We start from the raw sequence: 17,963 nt of genomic DNA on the forward strand, positions 1-17,963 counted from the left end.
GCGCCGACACACCGAGGGCCGAGGCGGTGCTTGTGGTCAGCCTCACAGTTGAACGTCGATGGCACCGGGCGAGCGGAAGTATTTCCGGGCCGACCTCGGCGTGTCGTACGCGGCGAGCCGGGCCGTATCCCTACCGGCGCCCATTTTGTGTCCAAAGACACTGCCAGAAGTTAGCCAGTGGTGTGCTGTGGCGCACATAACGCAATACAGACCGTACGGTCGGCTGACTGGCGCGCTTGTGGGGGCCCGTGTCGGGAATATCTCACCGTCACCACCCCTGGTTAGCGGGGAAGGGAGGTTTGACCTGGGCACTCTCGGGGAAATCTGCTGCGGTGCAGGTGAGTTCGGCTTTCGGTCCCGTGCCGATGGCCGATTCGACGCTGCTCATCGACGGTGTTCACGCAGGTGAACGCGGGTTGTCCGGGGTCGATCCGGTCCCCGGTCTGCTTTACACTGGACGACGCGCGCGACGATGCAAGCAGCCGTTACAAACCCCAGCTAGACGGGTTACTTAGCACAACCTTAGTTGGTTGGGTCTGCGGTCTGACTTATCGTTTGCTCTTACGCCGAACGCACCCATGTTCGGCACAACCACCTGTTCGAGGCCCGGTGAAACCGGGCCAAGAGTAGCGGGTGAAACCCCGCGCAGAGGTAAGGGACAAGTAAGCATCCCGTTACCTCTGAGCACCCCAACTACGTCAACGCCGAAGACCATCATCGCCGCTGGTTTTCGAATCGTACGGACGCAGTCTTGACGGAGGCGAAACGACGAAGGGCCCACGCTCAGCTTGCTGGGTGGCCGACATCGACAGCCGACTTTCTTGAAGGCAGAGGCATGACGCAACTTCCTGGCCACAGGTCACCCGGAGTCACCGGGCTCTACGATCCGGCATTCGAGCACGACGCCTGCGGCGTCGCGTTCGTTGCCGACATGCACGGACGACGCAGTCGAGACATCGTCGACAAGGCCATCACGGCCCTGCTGAACCTGGAGCACCGCGGTGCTGCGGGTGCCGAGCCGAACTCCGGCGACGGCGCGGGCGTGCTGCTGCAGCTCCCGGACAAGTTCTTCCGTGCGATCCTCGCCGACGAGGGTGCCACTTTCGAGTTGCCCCCGGAGGGCTCCTACGCCTCCGGTATCGCCTTCCTGCCGCAGGCCCGTCGCGAAGCCGCGCGTGCCGCCTACGGTGTCGAGAAGATCGTCGCCGAAGAGGGCATGGCCGTGCTCGGCTGGCGCGCGGTCCCGATCGACGAGTCCTCGCTGGGCGCACTGGCCCGCGACGCGATGCCGACCTTCCGGCAGATCTTCATCGGTTCGCCGAAGAACTCCGCCGAGCAGCTCTCCGGCATGGACCTGGAGCGTCGCGCCTACGTGATCCGCAAGCGGATCGAGCACGAGCTCGGCAAGGCAGGCCCCGGCGAGGGCACCGTCGGCAAGGAATCGGTGTACTTCCCGAGCCTGTCCGGCCAGACCTTCATCTACAAGGGCATGTTCACCACGCCCCAGCTGCGCGCTTTCTACCTCGACCTGCAGGATGAGCGCGTCGAGTCGGCCATCGGCATCGTGCACTCGCGCTTCTCCACCAACACCTTCCCCTCGTGGCCGCTGGCGCACCCGTTCCGCCGGGTGGCTCACAACGGTGAGATCAACACCGTCACCGGTAACGAGAACTGGATGCGCGCCCGTGAGGCGCTGCTGCGCAGCGACGTGTTCGGCAAGGACGAAGCAGGCAAGAACCGCCTGCAGAAGATCTTCCCGGTCTGCACCCCCGGCGCCTCCGACACCGCGCGTTTCGACGAGGTGCTCGAACTGCTGCACCTGGGCGGTCGCGAACTGCACCACGCCATCATGATGATGATCCCCGAGGCGTGGGAGCGTAACGAGAACCTCGACCCGCAGCGGCGCGCGTTCTACGAGTACCACTCGATGCTGATGGAGCCGTGGGACGGCCCGGCGGCGGTCTGCTTCTCCGATGGCACCAAGATCGGCGCCGTGCTGGACCGCAACGGTCTGCGCCCGGGTCGCATCTGGGTCACCGAAGACGGTCTGGTCGTGCTGGCCTCCGAGGTCGGCGTCCTCGACATCGACCCCGCCACCGTGGTCCAGAAGATCCGCCTCCAGCCGGGCAAGATGTTCCTGGTCGACACCGAAAAGGGCCGCATCGTCACCGACGAAGAGGTCAAGTCCGAGCTGGCCGCGGCCGAGCCGTACCAGCAGTGGCTCGACGAGGGCGTCAGCCGCCTGGCCGACCTGCCCGACCGCCCGCACGTGCACATGTCGCACGACCGCGTGCTGATCCGTCAGCAGATCTTCGGATACACCACCGAGGACCTGAACCTGCTGATCACGCCGATGGCCAAGACCGGCGGCGAGGCACTCGGCTCGATGGGTACCGACACCCCGATCGCGGTGCTGTCGAACCGGTCGCGTCTGCTGTTCGACTACTTCTCGCAGCTGTTCGCGCAGGTCACCAACCCGCCGCTCGACGCCATCCGCGAGAAGGTCGTCACCAGCCTCAAGCGCAACCTCGGCCCCGAGGCCGACCTGCTGCACCCGGGCCCGGACTCCTGTCGTCAGATCGCGCTCGAACAGCCCATTCTGGACAACGACGAGCTGGCCAAGCTCGTCCACATCAACGACGACGGCAGCCAGCCGGGCCTTCGCTCGGTGGTCGTGCGCGGTCTGTACCCGGTCGCCGAGGGCGGCGAGGGTCTGCGCAAGGCGCTGGAGGCCATCAACACCCAGGTCTCGGCCGCCATCGACGGTGGCGCGCGCATCATCGTGCTGTCGGACCGCGAGTCCAACGAGAAGCTGGCGCCGATCCCGTCGCTGCTGCTCACCTCCTCGGTGCACCACCACCTGGTGCGCGAACGCACCCGCACCATGGTCGGCCTGGTCGTGGAGGCCGGTGACGCCCGCGAGGTGCACCACATGGCCCTGCTGATCGGTTTCGGCGCCGCCGCGATCAACCCGTACATGGCCTTCGAGACCATCGAGGACATGCTCGAGCGCGGTTCGCTGCAGATGCCGGCTTCGACCGGCGATCACGCGACCGACTTCCGCAAGGCCGTCGCGAACTACTGCACCGCGGCCAGCAACGGCGTGCTCAAGGTGATGTCGAAGATGGGCATCTCCACCCTCGCCTCCTACAACGGCGCCCAGCTGTACCAGGTCATCGGCCTGGCCCAGGACCTGGTCGACGAGTACTTCACCGGTCTGCGCTCCCCGCTGGGCGGCATCGGCCTCGACGAGATCGCCGAAGAGGTGGCCGTCCGCCACCGCGTCGCGTTCCTGGAGAACCGCAACGAGCGCGCGCACCGCGAGCTCGAGGTCGGCGGCGAGTACCAGTGGCGTCGCGAGGGCGAGTACCACCTGTTCAACCCGGACACGGTGTTCAAGCTCCAGCACGCCACCCGCACCGGTCAGTACTCGATCTTCAAGGAGTACACCAAGCTGGTCGACGATCAGTCCGAGCGCCTCGCCGCGCTGCGCGGCCTGTTCAAGTTCAAGTCGAACCAGCGCGCCTCGATCTCCATCGACGAGGTCGAGCCCGCCAGCGAGATCGTCAAGCGCTTCTCGACCGGTGCGATGAGCTACGGCTCCATCTCGGCCGAGGCGCACGAGACCCTCGCTATCGCGATGAACCGCATCGGCGCCCGCTCGAACTCCGGTGAGGGCGGCGAGAGTCCCGCTCGCTTCGAGGTCGAGGAGAACGGCGACTGGCGTCGGTCGGCGATCAAGCAGGTCGCGTCGGGTCGTTTCGGCGTCACCGCGCACTACCTGACCAATGCCACCGACATCCAGATCAAGATGGCCCAGGGTGCCAAGCCGGGCGAGGGCGGCCAGCTGCCCGCGCACAAGGTGTACCCGTGGGTCGCCGAGGTGCGGCACTCCACGCCGGGCGTCGGTCTGATCTCCCCGCCGCCGCACCACGACATCTACTCGATCGAGGATCTGGCCCAGCTGATCCACGACCTGAAGAACGCGAACCCGCAGGCTCGGATTCACGTGAAACTTGTCGCGGAGCCGGGTGTCGGCACGGTCGCCACCGGTGTGTCCAAGGCACACGCCGACGTCGTGCTCATCTCGGGCCACGACGGCGGCACCGGTGCTTCGCCGCTGACCTCGCTGAAGCACGCGGGTGGTCCCTGGGAGCTCGGCCTCGCCGAGACTCAGCAGACGCTGCTGCTCAACGGCCTGCGCGACCGCATCGTGGTCCAGGTCGACGGTCAGATGAAGACCGGCCGCGACGTGATGATCGCCGCCCTGCTCGGCGCCGAGGAGTTCGGTTTCGCGACCGCGCCCCTGGTCGTCTCGGGTTGCGTCATGATGCGCGTGTGCCACCTCGACACCTGCCCCGTCGGCATCGCCACCCAGAACCCCGTGCTGCGTGAGCGTTTCACCGGCAAGCCGGAATTCGTCGAGAACTTCATGATGTTCATCGCCGAAGAGGTCCGTGAACTGCTCGCCGAGCTCGGTTTCCGCACGCTCGACGAGGCCGTCGGCCGGGTCGACCTGCTCGACACCGCCAAGGCCAAGCAGCACTACAAGGCCGCCAAGCTGGACCTGTCGCCGATCCTGGACATGCCGGAAACGGCGTTCATGAACCAGAACACCCGGTGCACCACCACCCAGGACCACGGTCTGGACAAGGCTCTCGACAACGAGCTGATCGCGCAGAGCGCCCCCGCGCTCGAGCGTGGCCAGGCGGTCAAGATCGAATCCAAGATCACCAACGTGAACCGCACGGTCGGCACCATGCTCGGCCACGAGGTGACCAAGCTCTACGGCGGCGCTGGCCTGCCCGACGACACCATCGACATCACCTTCACCGGTTCGGCGGGCAACAGCTTCGGCGCGTTCGTCCCCGCCGGCATCACGCTGCGGGTGTTCGGTGACGCCAACGACTACGTCGGCAAGGGTCTGTCGGGTGGCCACATCGTGGTCCGCCCGTCGGCCAGCGCACCGGAAGCCTTTGTGGCAGAAGACAACATCATCGCGGGCAACGTGATCATGTTCGGCGCCACCAGCGGTCGCATCCTGATCAACGGTGTCGCGGGCGAACGCTTCGGCGTGCGTAACTCCGGCGCCACCGCGGTCGTGGAGGGTGTGGGCGACCACGCGCTCGAGTACATGACCGGTGGCCGCGTGGTCATCCTCGGTGACACCGGCCGCAACCTCGGTGCGGGTATGTCCGGCGGCGTCGCCTACGTCTACGACCCGGAGGGCAAGCTTCCCGAGCGCGTCAACCCGGATCAGTCCGAGGCGATCGAGCAGCTCTCCGGTGACGACTTCACCTGGCTGCGCGACATCATCACCACCCACCGCGACGAAACGGGATCGGCTGTGGCCGAACGCATCCTGAGCGATTGGTCCCAGCAGGTGAACCACTTCGTGAAGGTCATGCCCCGCGAATACAAGAAGGTTCTGCTCGCCATCTCCGAGGCCGAAAAGGCCGGCAAGGATGTCGACACCGCGATCATGGAGGCGGCTCGTGGCTGACCCACAGGGATTTTTGAAGCACACCTCGAGGGAAACCCCGGCCCGTCGTCCGGTCGAGCTGCGACTGCTGGACTGGAAAGAGGTCTACGAGGAGAAGAAGTTCTCCCAGGACACCTTGAAGACCCAGGCCAGCCGCTGCATGGACTGCGGAATTCCCTTCTGCCACCAGGGTTGTCCGCTCGGGAACCTGATTCCCGAATGGAACGACCTGGTCTACAAGGGCGCGTGGCGCGAGGGCATCGACCGCCTGCACGCCACCAACAACTTCCCGGAGTTCACCGGCCGCCTGTGCCCGGCTCCGTGTGAGGCGTCGTGCGTGCTCGGCATCAACCAGGAGCCGGTCACGATCAAGCAGGTCGAGGTCGAGCTGATCGAGAACGCCTTCGACGAGGGCTGGGTCACCCCGGTGTACCCGACTCGCCTGACCGGCAAGAAGATCGCCGTCGTCGGCTCGGGCCCGGCCGGTCTTGCCGCCGCCCAGCAGCTCACTCGCGCCGGTCACACCGTGACCGTGTTCGAGCGTGACGACCGCATCGGCGGCCTGATGCGCTACGGCATCCCGGAATTCAAGATGGAGAAGTCGGTCATCGACCGTCGTCTGGCCCAGATGGAAGCCGAAGGCACCATCTTCAAGGCGGGCGTCAACGTTGGTGTCGACATCACCGCCGAGCAGCTGCGTGAGCGTTTCGACGCGATCGTGCTGGCCGGTGGCGCCACCATCGCCCGTGACCTGCCGATCCCGGGCCGCGAGCTCGACGGCATCCACCAGGCGATGGAGTTCCTGCCGCTGTCCAACCGGGTCCAGCTCGGTGACGACATCGCCGACGACGAGGGCCTGCCCCCGATTCACGCCAAGGGCAAGAAGGTCATCATCATCGGCGGCGGCGACACCGGCGCCGACTGCCTCGGCACCTCGCACCGCCACGGCGCCGAGTCGGTCCACCAGTTCGAGATCATGCCGCGTCCCCCCGAGGAGCGCGCCGGCTCGACCCCGTGGCCGACCTACCCCCTGATGTACCGGGTCGCCTCGGCACACGAAGAGGGCGGCGAACGTCTGTTCTCGGTGAACACCGAGCGTTTCGTCGGCAAGGACGGCAAGGTCACCGGTCTCGAGGCCCACGAGGTCAAGATGGCCAACGGCCGCTTCGAAAAGGTCGAAGGCACCGACTTCACCCTCGAAGCCGACCTGGTCCTGCTGGCCATGGGCTTCGTCGGCCCCCAGAAGCCGGGCCTGCTCACCGATCTCGGCGTCGGCTACGACGGTCGCGGCAACGTCCAGCGCGACAAGAACTGGGCCACCAACATCCCCGGCGTCTACGTCGCCGGTGACATGGGCCGCGGCCAGTCCCTGATCGTCTGGGCCATCGCCGAGGGCCGCGCCGCCGCCTCGGCCGTCGACAAGTACCTCGAGGGCGAAACCGCGCTCCCCGCGCCGATCCCCCCGACGGCTGTCGCCCAGCGCTGACAACTGAATACCCAAGGCGCCCGCGAACTCTCGAGTTCGCGGGCGCTTCTGTCTGTAGGTGCGGGCTCGCCCGCCGTCTCACCTTGTGGCACTTGACAACTGACTTCGGCCCGATGATCGACTCTGCTAGTTTCAGCGGGTTCTGGAAGTACCGCGTTCCGAAAGAAGTGAACATGCGAAAGTTGTTGAAAGCCGCGGCCATTGCCGCCATCGCGACCGCCTTGCTGGCTCCCGTCACAGCGGCCCTCCCGCCGGCGCCCACCATCGGCCCGTTGGATTTCGGGTCGGCGGGCATGCCGAATGTGGGCATCGGGACACCGTACTTCCCGCCGCTCGACGCTGAACTGGCACAAATGGTCAGCCGCCCTGGAGACTATGCCGGTCGGCGAGCAGACGTCTACGGCGAGGTGACGCACGCGTACGTCAACGCCGGTGGGCAGGCAGTGATCGAAGCGCGCATCGGCACCGGCCAGGATGCTCGCACCTGGAACGCCGCCGTGACCCTGACTCCCGACGCGGGCGTCAACTTGGCGGGCAAGGTACGCGGTAACCGCTTCCGCGCCACCATCACCAACTCGGGCCAGGTCATCAACGATCCCGGATCGACTGGGGCGAGGACCGAGTTCGTGGTGGCTGAAATCGCCGGCATGTGACGAGCACCCCTCCCTTTTTGTCATTCCCCCCACACGTGGCCTTTGCGGCCCCGAATCCGCACGCGCTGCCGGATACCTGCGGGTTTGCGGGGAATGTGCGTAGGGGGGTGAACGGAGAAGGGCTGCAACGGGTTCGGTAGCCCGGCAAAGGACATGGCTGATCTCCCCTGCAGCACATAGACTTTCCGGATAGAGGTGTACGCCGAAGTTCCGAGGGGGAGCTGTGCCGTTGCCACCGGAAACGCTGGCGAGCCTTCGCCGGGCCGCCGAGCGCGGTGACGGTACCGCCATGCACAATCTCGCCCACTTCTACCACGACCACAGCGATTTCGAGGCGGCCGAGTACTGGTTCCGGCGGGCCGCGGCGGCGGGGCATACGCGGTCGATGAACAACCTCGCCGTGCTGCTCGACCAGTTCGGCGAACTCGACGAGGCCGAATCCTGGTACCGCCGTGCGGCTGCCGCGGGCAATGCCAACGCCATGTTCAATCTGGCCACCATGCTCTACCAGTGCGGTGACCGTCGTGATGCCGAAACCTGGTACCACCACGCCGCGATGGCGGGTCACGTCGACGCCATGTACAACCTCGCCCGCCTCTTCGAGGACATGAACCGCCTCGACGACGCCGAAGCCTGGTACGGCGAAGCCGCCGACCACGGCGACATCGACGCCGTCAACAATCTCGGCATCCTGCTGCGCCGTCGCGGCGCCACCACCGAGGCCCGCCGCTGCTTCCGCCGCGCCGCCGACCTCGGTCACCCCCGTGCCATGGCCAACCTCGCCGCGCTCCTGGAATCCCAAGGCGCGCACCGCGAAGCGCAGACCTGGTACCGCCGCGCCGCGGGCTGATCGCACTGCCTAGTACCCTTCGGTGTCTTTGCCCAAGGGGCCCGCCCCGATCTGGACTGAGTGGAGGGTGCGACGAAGGAGTACCCGGAGGGAGGGAAGATCGGGGGCCCGAAGGGCCCCGCTCGAGCGCGCCAGCGCTCCAAGAATCCAGCGATGCTTGCGAAGAAACCGAATCGAAAGTTCGCCCGGTAATCGCTGAACGGTGCAATCACGCAGTGATCACCGGTTATAGCTGGCAGCAGCGAATCTCGGCGCTGGTTACCGAAAAGTATTGATACCGAGCGGTTTACCAGCAACCCTCAGCAAACATATTGCGCGACAGCTAATTTCCGGCGTTCGAGATGCGAAGAATAGCCCGGGGGTATAACGTCTCGTTTCGTTCAATAGTCGATGCGGTTCGGGGGGCTCGGTGAATTCTCTTGATGGGTGTTTGAAGCGCATCATGGATATCCCCGGGGCCCGCAGCGTGACGCTGGTGGACGGTGCCAGTGGCTTGGCGGTGGCCGGTGCAGGCGAGCGTCACGGTGTCGACGAGCACGAGGACGCGGCGGGTACCACCGATGTGGTGCGCGCCGCGCTCGGGTGCGCCGCGCTCGGCAGCGCCGACGACGACCTCACCGAGATCGTGGTGTGCCGGACCAGCGGTTTTCACCTCTTACACCTGGTCGACGGCGACTTCGACGGCCGATTGTTCATGCACGTCGTGTTCGACGGCGGCACCGGCAATCTGGGCATGGCCCGCTACCAACTCAGGTCCGCGTTGGAAGAGCTGACAGGCGGAGCCCGATGAGTGTCGCGCTCGCCGACGAATTGCATCGCCTCGGCGAAGCGGGCTCGACCGGAGTATTACGCGCGGGCGACGGCGAATTCCATCTGGTTCGCGGCGCTATCGCGTCGGTCGGTTGCGGCCGCACGATCGGCCTCGACAGACTGGTGGTCGAGGCCGGGGTAGCAACCGCAGAGGATTGGCGGCGCGCGGGCGCGGGCGACCCTGGACCACTGCTGGACGAACCCCAACTGGAAACACTTGCGCTGCTGTCGGTTTTCGACGCCGCCTATTTTTTGCTGGCCTCGGCGGCCGAGCCGGAATTCCGTGCGGCGCCCGAACATTGGCTCGCCCCGGTGTGCCACATCGCCCCCCGCGCGCTTGTTCACGAATGCGAACGCCGCACCGACAACGAGCACGGCCCGTGGACCGCCGACCTCGTCGGCACGGTCCCGGTGGTCCCGGCGCGCCGGATCAAGCGAAACCAGGTGGTACTCACCGGAAGTCAGGCCGAGATCCTCGCCGCCGCCGACACCCGCCGCAGCATCGCCGACATCGCCCGCGACCTCGGCCGCACCACCTACGGCTGCCTCGTCGCCGTCCGCGACCTCACCGCAGCGGGCCTGATCGAGCCGCCGGAACCCGTCGTCGCGGCCGAACTCGCGCAGCGGCCGGGCCGCCATCTCGCACTCGCACCCGAACCACCAACACACGTGCCCACACTGCCGCGACGGATCCCGTCCGGCAGCGCGGGACCGGCCGCAGCCCCGTCCCGGGGCGTCGGCGAACAACCGGGCAGGCACGCGATCGACGAGGAAGTGACCGCGACCGCCCACTACCGCGGCACCCATGCCGGCGCCTATCGACCCGAACGCTGGCAGCCGGTCGACCGCGAAATTCTCATCCGGCTCAGAGCGGCGTTGGAGGAGCTTGCGTGACCGTGCGGAAGAAACTGCTCGGTGAATGGAGGGGAAGGTTGACCAAAGTGGCGATGACCGCGCCCGAACCACGGGACCCGCAGCACTATCCGCAGGTGCAGGCCGAGTTGCAGTCGTTGCGCGAGCGGCTACCGCAGCTCACCGGTTCGCTGGTGGCCTCCAGCGACGGACTGCTCATCGAGCACGACCTGCCCGCGCATATCGAACCCGCCGGGATGGCCGCGCTGTCGGCGGCGCAGTTGTCGCTGTCGTATCGGCTGGCGAACACCGCGCACGGCGGCGGGTTCAGCGAGGTCGTCGTGCACGGCACCGAGGGGCAGGTGGTGATCTACGCCGCCGGTTACACCTCGCTGACCGTGCTCGCCGGACCCGAAGTGAATGTCGGGCGGCTCCACCTGGAGTCGCGACCGGTAGCTCGCGCCATCGCCAACCATCTGGCGGCGGCGCACAACGAATGAAAGGCACAACAACATGTCGAATATGGATCTGGCTCTCAAGGACATGATGGTGATAGACGGTGCGATCGGCGCCGCGATCGTCGACTACAGCAGTGGTATGGCCCTCGGAATGCTCAGCAGCAGCAAGGCATTGGACCTGCAGGTCGCCGCGGCGGGCAACACCGAGGTGGTGCGGGCGAAGATGCGCACCATCGAACAGCTCGGCCTCAACGAGGAGATCGAGGACATGCTCATCACCCTCGGCGGGCAGTACCACGTGATCCGCCCGATGACGGGTCGCAAGTCCAAAGGTCTTTTCCTCTACCTGGCCCTCGATCGCGGCCGGGCCAATCTGGCGCTGGCGCGGCACAAGCTCAAGGGCATCGAAGAAGACCTGGAGGTGTGAGTTCGCCGGTGGGGGGTGTCGGCGGCGCAGTTCGGCCGCCGATATTTCCGTCTCTTCAGCCCGAAATGAACGCTGAGACAACAGTTCGACCCGTGCTGTTCGCCATGGCACGAGACGATGTCGGTGCGTCGAGTCACAAGATCACTGGGTCATGTGGCACGGCGAGGTCCGTACGCCTATTGTGATTCGCGGCGAGGTCTGGGGCCACAACGTCAGTTATCGGGGTTTGCTCGTTCAGCGACGAGCAGGGTTGGACTGGAGCGGTATGCAGGTGAAGAAGGTTGTCGCGGCTCTGGGAGCGTCCGCGGCGATGATGTCCGGAATTGTTGTCGGCAGCACGAGCGCGAACGCGGCGCCCGCCTGCCCCAGTCTGTATGTCGTGGCGATTCCCGGTACGTGGGAAACCGGTCACGAGAAGTCGCCGGGGCCCGGCATGCTCGCCGGTGTCACCAACGGCCTACCGCGAAACACCGACGTCGACTACGTCACCTACGCCGCGACCGCGTTCCCGTGGGAAGGCGATGTCTACGGCAACTCCAAGAAGCAGGCGGTCGATGCCGCCCGCGGTCTGATCAGCGCGAAGCTGGCCTCCTGCGGCAACACCAAGGCCGCGCTCGTCGGCTACAGCCAGGGTGCCGACGCCGCAGGCGATCTGGCCGCCGAGATCGGCACCGGCATCAGCCCGATCCCGCAGGACCGGGTCGCCGCCGTGGGTCTCATCTCCGATCCGCGTCGTTCGCCGACCGATATCCAGGTCGGCCCGCACGCCCAGGGTGCGGGTGCCGGTGGTGCTCGCCCGGGTGGGTTCGGGTGGCTCAGTGATCGCACGCGCACGATCTGCGCGGTTGACGATCTGTACTGCGCTACTGCTACCGATGATTTCGTGACGCGGTTCGCGGGGTTCCTCGCGCAGAGTTCGGATGCTAATCCGGCCAATATGTGGCGGTACCAGCTCGAGGCGGGGGCGATCATGAACGATCTGATGTCGTTCGGTGGTATTCCGACTCTGGGTGCGCAGCTGACCGATGCGGCGAACCAGAAGCGGGCCAAGGATCTGGAGGAGTTCTACCGGTCGCAGGCTCATACGTTGTACGGGAGTTACTCCGTCGGTGGCGGTCAGACCGCTATCACTTGGATGCACAACTGGATCGCTCAGCAGGCCTGAGTAGTTCCGTGAAGGAGCCCGGTATCGCTTCGGCGGGGCCGGGCTCTTTTGTGTGGCAGGACTTCGGGGTTTGAGTTGTCCGTGAGTGGGTTGGTGTGGCAGAGCTACGGGGGTTTTAGTAGTCCCAGAGGTTTGACGCTGTGTTTGTTGGAGCGCTGGCGCGCTCGAGCGCGGCCCCCTGGGGGCCGCGAGTTAGCCACCGTTGCTAGAGGCTTCGCCTCGGACGCAACGGCGGCTAACTCGCGGCCGGGCCGCTACCGCCGCTGCGCGGCGGACCCTCCCTAAGGGTCGGGTGTGCGGGGCTGGGAGGGCGGTCATGGCGGGGCTGGGGTGTGCGCTGTGTGTGGTTGGGGGTGCGGCGGGGTGCGGGCTTCGGGTGTGTGGAGTGTGGTTGTGGTGGAACTAGGGGGTTGTTCGGGACATGGCTCGGGGGAGTAGGTTCCAGACGTGGGCGTTTTCGTTGATGGTGGCTGCTGTTCGGGTGCCGGTGCGGGAGTAGAGGATTCGGGTTATCGAGCAGTAGTCGATGGGGAAGGTGAGGGGGCGGGGGAGGGCGAGGATGTCGGCTAGGAGGACGTTGATCACGCCGCCGTGGGCGAAGGCTACGACTGTGTCCGTGGGAGGTGTTGTGGCGACCAGGGTTTCGATGGCGTTCAGCACTCGCTGGGTGAAGGCGGGGCCGTCGATCTCCAGGGGGAAGTGGCCGGCTTTGATGCGGGCGTAGGCCTCGGCGAAATCAGTTTTCGCGTCCTCGATGGGGATGTAGGCGGGGAGGTCGCGGTCGTATTCGGCTAGGTCGTCGATGATGTCTACGGGGAGGTCGCGGGCGGTCGCGGTGGGGAGGGCGGTGTCGCGGGCGCGGCGCTGGGGGCTGCTGACGATGCGGGTGATGTCGTGGGGGGCGAGGGCGGCGGGGACGCGGTCGGCTTGGCTGCGGCCGATGGCGGTGAGGCGGGGGTCGGCGGCGGTGGCGGCGCCGACTACGCGTTCGGGTTGGGCGTGACGCACGAGGATCAGCTGCACGTCGAACACTCTGCCCTATTCGCCGGAGACTACGGCTCGGGGTCGATCTCCTCGCGGCCGGTGATGTCGGCGGTGTCGACGATGACGATCTCGCGGCCGGCCTCGGTGAGCACCTTCAGGAAGCCGGGCGGATTCTCCATCACGTACCCCGCGATCAGGCCGTTCTCCGTTTGAATGTGTTCCAGCGATACCCAGGGGTCCTGGACTATCGCGGCCGGTGTCATCGCGGCACAGATGACGATCACCGCGGAACTGCGCAGGAACCTGGCACCCGCGGGATCTCGACGGCCCAGTCGGAACAGCACGTACAGGATCAGCCCGATCAGCCCGGTCGCCGAGAGCCCCTTGGCGAACAGGTGTTCGTTCGAGGACTCGCGGGGATGCCTCGTCATCGAACGAGGGTATCGCCGCGAGTCCTCCGCTCAGGTCAGGACTGGCCGTACGGCGGCTGGCCGTAGGGCGGCTGACCACCCTGCGGCGGCTGACCGCCGTCGTGCGGCGGCTGGTCGTTCTTCTTCTTGTTCTTGAGCAGGTAGATGCCGCCGACGATCAGCACCACGACGATCAGGCAGCAGATGCCGCCGATGATCAGGCCGGTGTTCTTCTTTTTCTTCTTCGCCAACAGTTCGGTGGCGGCATTGACCGCGTCCGAGCTCGCCAGGGTCTCGAAGCTGCTGGAGAGCACGTGCGGGTCGACGAGCGCGGCTGTGGTCAGCAAGTCCAAATACATGTAATCCCATCCCGAATGTGTTGGTGGCCCGGCATCCTCCCGATGCCGGAACTCCGAGAGTACGGCGGTTTCGCCACGCAGAGCAGTTGTTGATCGCGAACGCGTCGCGACCCGTTTACAGCTGTACCCGAAATCATCGCGGTTTCACCAACGGGAACGGCAGCGTCTCCCGGATGCTGCGTCCGGTGATCAACATGACCACCCGGTCCACGCCCATCCCGAGCCCACCGGTCGGCGGCATCGCGTGTTCGAGCGCGGTCAGGAAGTCCTCGTCGAGTTCCATCGCCTCGGGGTCGCCGCCCGCGGCCAGCATCGACTGTTCGGTGAGCCGACGTCGCTGCTCCACCGGATCGGTGAGTTCACTGTAGGCGGTACCCAATTCGACGCCCCAGGCCACCAGATCCCACCGTTCGGCCACGCCATCGATGCTGCGGTGCGAGCGGGTGAGTGGCGAGACCGAGGTGGGGAAGTCGAGGTAGAAGGTGGGGTAGGTGGTCTGCGATTCCACCAGGTGCTCGTACATCTCCAGCACCACTTGTCCTGCGTCCCAACCGTGTTGGTAGGTCACGCCGGCCTCGTCGCACAGTTCGCGCAGCCGGGTCAGTTCGGTGCGCGCGGTGATCTCGGTGCCGATCGCCTCCGAGACCGCGCCGTGCACGGTTTTCACCCGCCACTCACCGGAGATGTCGACCGTTTCGAAGCCGTCCTCGGTGGGTCGCAAGGCCACCTCGGCGCCGTTGGCCTCCATCGCCGCGTGCTGGATCAGCCGACGGCACAGGTGCATCATCTGCAGGTAATCACTGTGCGCCTCATAGGCTTCCAGGATCGTGAACTCGGGATTGTGGCTGAAGTCGACACCCTCGTTGCGGAAGGTCCGCCCGATCTCGAACACCTTCTCCATGCCGCCGACGCACAGTCGTTTCAGGTACAGCTCGGGGGCGATGCGCAGGTACAGGTCGAGGTCGTAGGCGTTGATGTGGGTGCGGAACGGGGTGGCGTTGGCGCCGCCGTGGACCTGCTGCAGGATCGGCGTCTCCACCTCGAGGAAACCCCACGCGTAGAGCGAGTCGCGCAGCGAATGCAGCACCGCGCTGCGCTTGGCCATCACCTCGCGGGTCTCGGGGTTGATCGCCATGTCCACGTAGCGCTGCCGGACCTTGGCTTCGGCATCGGCCAGCCCACGCCACTTGTCGGGCAGCGGGTGCAGGCACTTGCCGTTCATCCGCCAGTCCTGGGCGAGCAGCGACAGCTCACCGTTGCGGCTGGTGCCGAGTTGCCCGCTCACCTCGATGAGGTCGCCGAGGTCGAAGAATTCGGTGAACTCGTTGCTGCGATCGGCGCCGACGCGTTCACGGTCGATCACCAGCTGGATCTCGCCGGTCCAGTCGCGCACCACCGCGAAGATCACGCCGCCGTAGTCGCGAATCCGCAAGAGCCTGCCCGCGATTCGCACCGTGGTGCCCTTGGGGCAGCGGCGCGCGTCGGCGATGGTGTGGGTCGGGGGATAGGCGACGGGGTAGGCGTCGACGCCGGTGGCGGTGAGCCGGTCGAGTTTGTCCAGGCGCACCCGCACCTGCTCGGGCCTGCGCGGACCCTGGTCCTCCTCGGTGCCCTCCGGCGCGTCCGGCGGGGTGCCGTCGGCGTGCAGACCGGTGACGGTCGCGGGGACGGCCGACTTCGTGCCGGTGTGTACGGCAGGGTCGGGTGTCTTGCCCAGACGCGGCAGGAAGCCCTCGGCCAGCCCACTCGCCGTCGCTACCCGGGGCAACTGCCTGCGTTCCTCGAACAGGAAGAACCGCGGCACCCAGCGCGGGTGGTACTTCACATTCGAGCGGTACAGCGCCTCGAGCTGCCACCAGCGCGAGAAGAACAGCAGCACCCCGCGCCAGGCCCGCAGGATCGGTCCGGCGCCGATCCGGCCGCCCTCCTCGAACACCGAGCGGAACACCGCGAAGTTCAGCGACACCTTGGTGACGCCGTACTGGTCGGAGTTCAGGGCGAGCTGCGAGATCATCAGCTCCATCACGCCGTTCGGGCTCTGCGGGTCGCGGCGCATCAGTTCGAGGGAGACGCCGGTGCGGCCCCACGGGACGAGCGAGAGCATGCCGTGCACGCGGTCGTCGTGGTCCACGGCCTCGACCAGCAGGCAGTCACCGTCGAGCGGGTCGCCGAGGCGGCCGAGTGCCATCGAGAAGCCGCGTTCGGTTTCGGTGTCGCGCCAGGCGTCCGCGCGGGCCACGATGTCGGCGAACTCGGCGGCGGGGATGTCGCGGTGCCTGCGGACACGCACGTCGAAGCCGTTCTTGCGCAAGCGGTTCGCGGCCTGGCGGACCGGTTTCATCTCCGGGCCCGCGAGGGAGAACGTGCGGGTGTCGAGGATCGCCTCGTCGCCGAGTCGCAGCGCCGACAGTCCCGCCTTGCGGTACGCGCCTGCGCCGAGTTCGCTCGCGCCCATCACCGCGGGCTGCCAGCCGAACTTGTCGGCCAGCTCCAGCCATGCCTTGATCGCCTGCGGCCACCCCTGTTTCGCGCCGATCGGGTCACCGCTGGCCAGGCACACACCCAACTCGACCCGATAGGTGATCGCCGCTTTGCCGTTCGGCGCGAACACCACCGCCTTGTCGCGCCGGGTCGCGAAGTAGCCGAGCGAGTCCTCCACATCGCTGTCGGCCAGCAGGCCGCGGATGGCCGACTCGTCCAGACCGGTCATCGCGTTGTCGGCGCGTTGCGAGCGCAGCAGCACGATCACCGCGGCCAGCAACGCGATCGCGCCGAACAGGCCGAGCAGGAAGTTCACCCACGCGTGCGGACGCCCGTCGAAGTGCTCGTTGTTCACCAGCACGGCCGCGGTGACCCGATACACCGCCCACAGCGGCCGCTGCACGCCCTCCGGCAGCGAACCGGGGAACAGTTCCACCAACCCCCAGCCGAGCAGACAGCCGAGCGCGAGCCCGGACACCAGCACGCCCAGCGCTTTCCACAGCGCCCCCGGCCGCACCCGCGTGTAGAACTCCTTGCGCGCGGCCAGCAGGATCCCGATCACCACCACGTGCACGACGAAGGCGACCAGCGCGTCCACATCGTCGTCGGCGAAGAAATCCAGGATGTTCGCCACCGCGTACAGCAGCAGATACACCACCAGCAGCCACCAGGCGATCCGCTTACGCGCCGCCGTCGCTCCCGCGAGCAAGCCGACCACCAATGCCCACACGAGGCTGGTGTCGGGCGCGTCGAAGTAATAGGTGTCGACATAGTGGCGCGGCACCTGCGTCACATGCCGCAGGCTGGGCGAAAGACTCCACAGGCACAACAGCACCGCGAACAGACCCAGAATCAATCCGGCGATGTGCGGTACCTCGGACAACCGGCCACGTGCGCGATGGGGCACCGGCGTGCGGTCCTCGACGATGGGGTGCTGCTCGGCCTGCGTGGGAGTCACCGATCCAGTGTGCGTCCAACCGGGCCATATCCGGGTGGGGGCGGCTGCGGCGTGTTCACCCGCGCCCGGGGCCGGTTGCGACCGGTTTCGCGCGGTGGAGTAAGTATTAGCGCATGTCGGAACCAGTTGATGTGCCGATCGATGACGTTGTCATCCGGCTCGGGCAATTCCTGAAACTGGCCAACCTGATCGATTCGGGTTCCGAGGCCAAGATGGTGATCGCGCAGGGGTTGGTGCGGGTCAACGACGAGGTGGAGCTGCGGCGCGGGCGACAGTTGGAGATCGGGGATGTTGTGCTGCTCGCGGGGAACAAGGCGCGGGTGTCTGCGGGGTAGGAGACTACGGCGGTTGGTGGTCTCGGGTTGGTCGGGCCGGACTCCGGGGTTTTGGTGGTCGCGGAGCGGGTTGGCTGGCTGAGCTTCGGGGTTTTGGTGGTCGCGGGTGGGTTGTCTGGCAGGGCTTCGGGGTGGGGTTGTCCCAGAGGTTTGACGCTGTGTTTATTGGAGCGCTGGCGCGCTCGAGCGCGGCCCCCTTGGGGCCGCGAGTTAGCCGCCGTTGCTGGAGGCTGCGCCTCGACGCAACGGCGGC

At 66.6% G+C, this 17,963-nt stretch carries 14 protein-coding genes; 10 read left to right on the top strand and 4 right to left on the bottom strand.

Annotated features, from left to right (window positions below; all coding sequences use genetic code 11):
* The first annotated feature begins 835 nt into the window (after nucleotides 1–835).
* The 9 genes from gltB (at nucleotide 836) to ACFWUP_RS22865 (ending at nucleotide 12,183) form a co-directional block, all read left to right on the top strand.
* Nucleotides 836–5,503 carry a glutamate synthase large subunit gene (gene gltB / locus ACFWUP_RS22825; RefSeq protein WP_379237392.1) on the top strand — a complete coding sequence of 1,556 codons (4,668 nt, stop codon included), beginning with the start codon at nucleotides 836–838 and terminating at the stop codon, nucleotides 5,501–5,503.
* Nucleotides 5,496–6,968, top strand: a complete 1,473-nt coding sequence (locus ACFWUP_RS22830) for a glutamate synthase subunit beta (RefSeq protein ID WP_379237394.1) — start codon at nucleotides 5,496–5,498, stop codon at nucleotides 6,966–6,968. The genes gltB and ACFWUP_RS22830 overlap by 8 nt, the downstream gene beginning before the upstream one ends.
* Nucleotides 6,969–7,141: 173 nt before the next feature.
* Nucleotides 7,142–7,621 carry a hypothetical protein gene (locus tag ACFWUP_RS22835; protein ID WP_379237396.1) on the top strand — a complete coding sequence of 160 codons (480 nt, stop codon included), beginning with the start codon at nucleotides 7,142–7,144 and terminating at the stop codon, nucleotides 7,619–7,621.
* A gap of 223 nt (nucleotides 7,622–7,844) precedes the next feature.
* On the top strand, nucleotides 7,845–8,471 hold the full coding sequence (locus ACFWUP_RS22840) for a tetratricopeptide repeat protein (protein WP_379237398.1): 627 nt from the start codon (nucleotides 7,845–7,847) through the stop codon (nucleotides 8,469–8,471).
* A gap of 442 nt (nucleotides 8,472–8,913) precedes the next feature.
* Entirely contained in the window at nucleotides 8,914–9,261 is a 348-nt protein-coding gene (locus ACFWUP_RS22845) for a hypothetical protein (RefSeq protein WP_379237400.1), read from the top strand.
* The gene (locus tag ACFWUP_RS22850; protein ID WP_379237402.1) at nucleotides 9,258–10,175 is read left to right on the top strand and encodes a hypothetical protein; all 918 of its coding nucleotides are present in this window, start codon (nucleotides 9,258–9,260) and stop codon (nucleotides 10,173–10,175) included. Before ACFWUP_RS22845 ends, ACFWUP_RS22850 begins: the two co-directional genes overlap by 4 nt.
* The gene (locus ACFWUP_RS22855) at nucleotides 10,172–10,633 is read left to right on the top strand and encodes a roadblock/LC7 domain-containing protein (RefSeq protein ID WP_379237404.1); all 462 of its coding nucleotides are present in this window, start codon (nucleotides 10,172–10,174) and stop codon (nucleotides 10,631–10,633) included. Before ACFWUP_RS22850 ends, ACFWUP_RS22855 begins: the two co-directional genes overlap by 4 nt.
* Before the next feature lie 13 nt (nucleotides 10,634–10,646).
* Nucleotides 10,647–11,018, top strand: coding sequence for a hypothetical protein (locus ACFWUP_RS22860; protein WP_379237406.1), 372 nt, complete (start codon nucleotides 10,647–10,649; stop codon nucleotides 11,016–11,018).
* A 265-nt stretch (nucleotides 11,019–11,283) separates the two neighbouring features.
* Nucleotides 11,284–12,183, top strand: coding sequence for a cutinase family protein (locus tag ACFWUP_RS22865; protein WP_379237408.1), 900 nt, complete (start codon nucleotides 11,284–11,286; stop codon nucleotides 12,181–12,183).
* Between the two features lie 402 nt (nucleotides 12,184–12,585).
* On the opposite strand, the gene ACFWUP_RS22870 is transcribed toward ACFWUP_RS22865, so the two are convergent.
* The 4 genes from ACFWUP_RS22870 to lysX all read right to left on the bottom strand — a co-directional run bounded on the left by ACFWUP_RS22870 (nucleotide 12,586) and on the right by lysX (nucleotide 17,375).
* Complete coding sequence (locus tag ACFWUP_RS22870) at nucleotides 12,586–13,206, bottom strand: histidine phosphatase family protein (protein WP_379237410.1); 621 nt, start codon at nucleotides 13,204–13,206, stop codon at nucleotides 12,586–12,588.
* Nucleotides 13,207–13,235: 29 nt separating this feature from the next.
* Nucleotides 13,236–13,598, bottom strand: coding sequence for a hypothetical protein (locus ACFWUP_RS22875; protein WP_379237412.1), 363 nt, complete (start codon nucleotides 13,596–13,598; stop codon nucleotides 13,236–13,238).
* 35 nt (nucleotides 13,599–13,633) lie between these two features.
* Nucleotides 13,634–13,936, bottom strand: a complete 303-nt coding sequence (locus tag ACFWUP_RS22880; RefSeq protein WP_379237414.1) for a hypothetical protein — start codon at nucleotides 13,934–13,936, stop codon at nucleotides 13,634–13,636.
* Between the two features lie 133 nt (nucleotides 13,937–14,069).
* Nucleotides 14,070–17,375: a bifunctional lysylphosphatidylglycerol synthetase/lysine--tRNA ligase LysX gene (gene lysX / locus ACFWUP_RS22885; RefSeq protein ID WP_379237416.1), complete on the bottom strand. Its 3,306-nt coding sequence runs from the start codon at nucleotides 17,373–17,375 to the stop codon at nucleotides 14,070–14,072.
* A gap of 113 nt (nucleotides 17,376–17,488) precedes the next feature.
* On the opposite strand from lysX, the gene ACFWUP_RS22890 reads away from it, so the two are divergent.
* Nucleotides 17,489–17,710 carry an RNA-binding S4 domain-containing protein gene (locus tag ACFWUP_RS22890; RefSeq protein ID WP_379237418.1) on the top strand — a complete coding sequence of 74 codons (222 nt, stop codon included), beginning with the start codon at nucleotides 17,489–17,491 and terminating at the stop codon, nucleotides 17,708–17,710.
* The last annotated feature ends 253 nt before the right edge of the window (nucleotides 17,711–17,963 follow it).

The organism is Nocardia sp. NPDC058658, from assembly GCF_042716665.1.
GTDB lineage: Bacteria > Actinomycetota > Actinomycetes > Mycobacteriales > Mycobacteriaceae > Nocardia.

What these genes read in the sequence shown, in the direction of transcription:
- ACFWUP_RS22865 (WP_379237408.1), top strand. Translation starts at nt 11,284, where the DNA reads ATGCAGGTGAAGAAGGTTGTCGCGGCTCTGGGAGCGTCCGCGGCGATG.
- ACFWUP_RS22845 (WP_379237400.1), top strand. Translation starts at nt 8,914, where the DNA reads ATGGATATCCCCGGGGCCCGCAGCGTGACGCTGGTGGACGGTGCCAGT.
- ACFWUP_RS22875 (WP_379237412.1), bottom strand. Translation starts at nt 13,598, where the DNA reads ATGACGAGGCATCCCCGCGAGTCCTCGAACGAACACCTGTTCGCCAAG.
- ACFWUP_RS22835 (WP_379237396.1), top strand. Translation starts at nt 7,142, where the DNA reads ATGCGAAAGTTGTTGAAAGCCGCGGCCATTGCCGCCATCGCGACCGCC.
- ACFWUP_RS22890 (WP_379237418.1), top strand. Translation starts at nt 17,489, where the DNA reads ATGTCGGAACCAGTTGATGTGCCGATCGATGACGTTGTCATCCGGCTC.
- ACFWUP_RS22850 (WP_379237402.1), top strand. Translation starts at nt 9,258, where the DNA reads ATGAGTGTCGCGCTCGCCGACGAATTGCATCGCCTCGGCGAAGCGGGC.
- ACFWUP_RS22880 (WP_379237414.1), bottom strand. Translation starts at nt 13,936, where the DNA reads ATGTATTTGGACTTGCTGACCACAGCCGCGCTCGTCGACCCGCACGTG.
- gltB (WP_379237392.1), top strand. Translation starts at nt 836, where the DNA reads ATGACGCAACTTCCTGGCCACAGGTCACCCGGAGTCACCGGGCTCTAC.
- ACFWUP_RS22860 (WP_379237406.1), top strand. Translation starts at nt 10,647, where the DNA reads ATGTCGAATATGGATCTGGCTCTCAAGGACATGATGGTGATAGACGGT.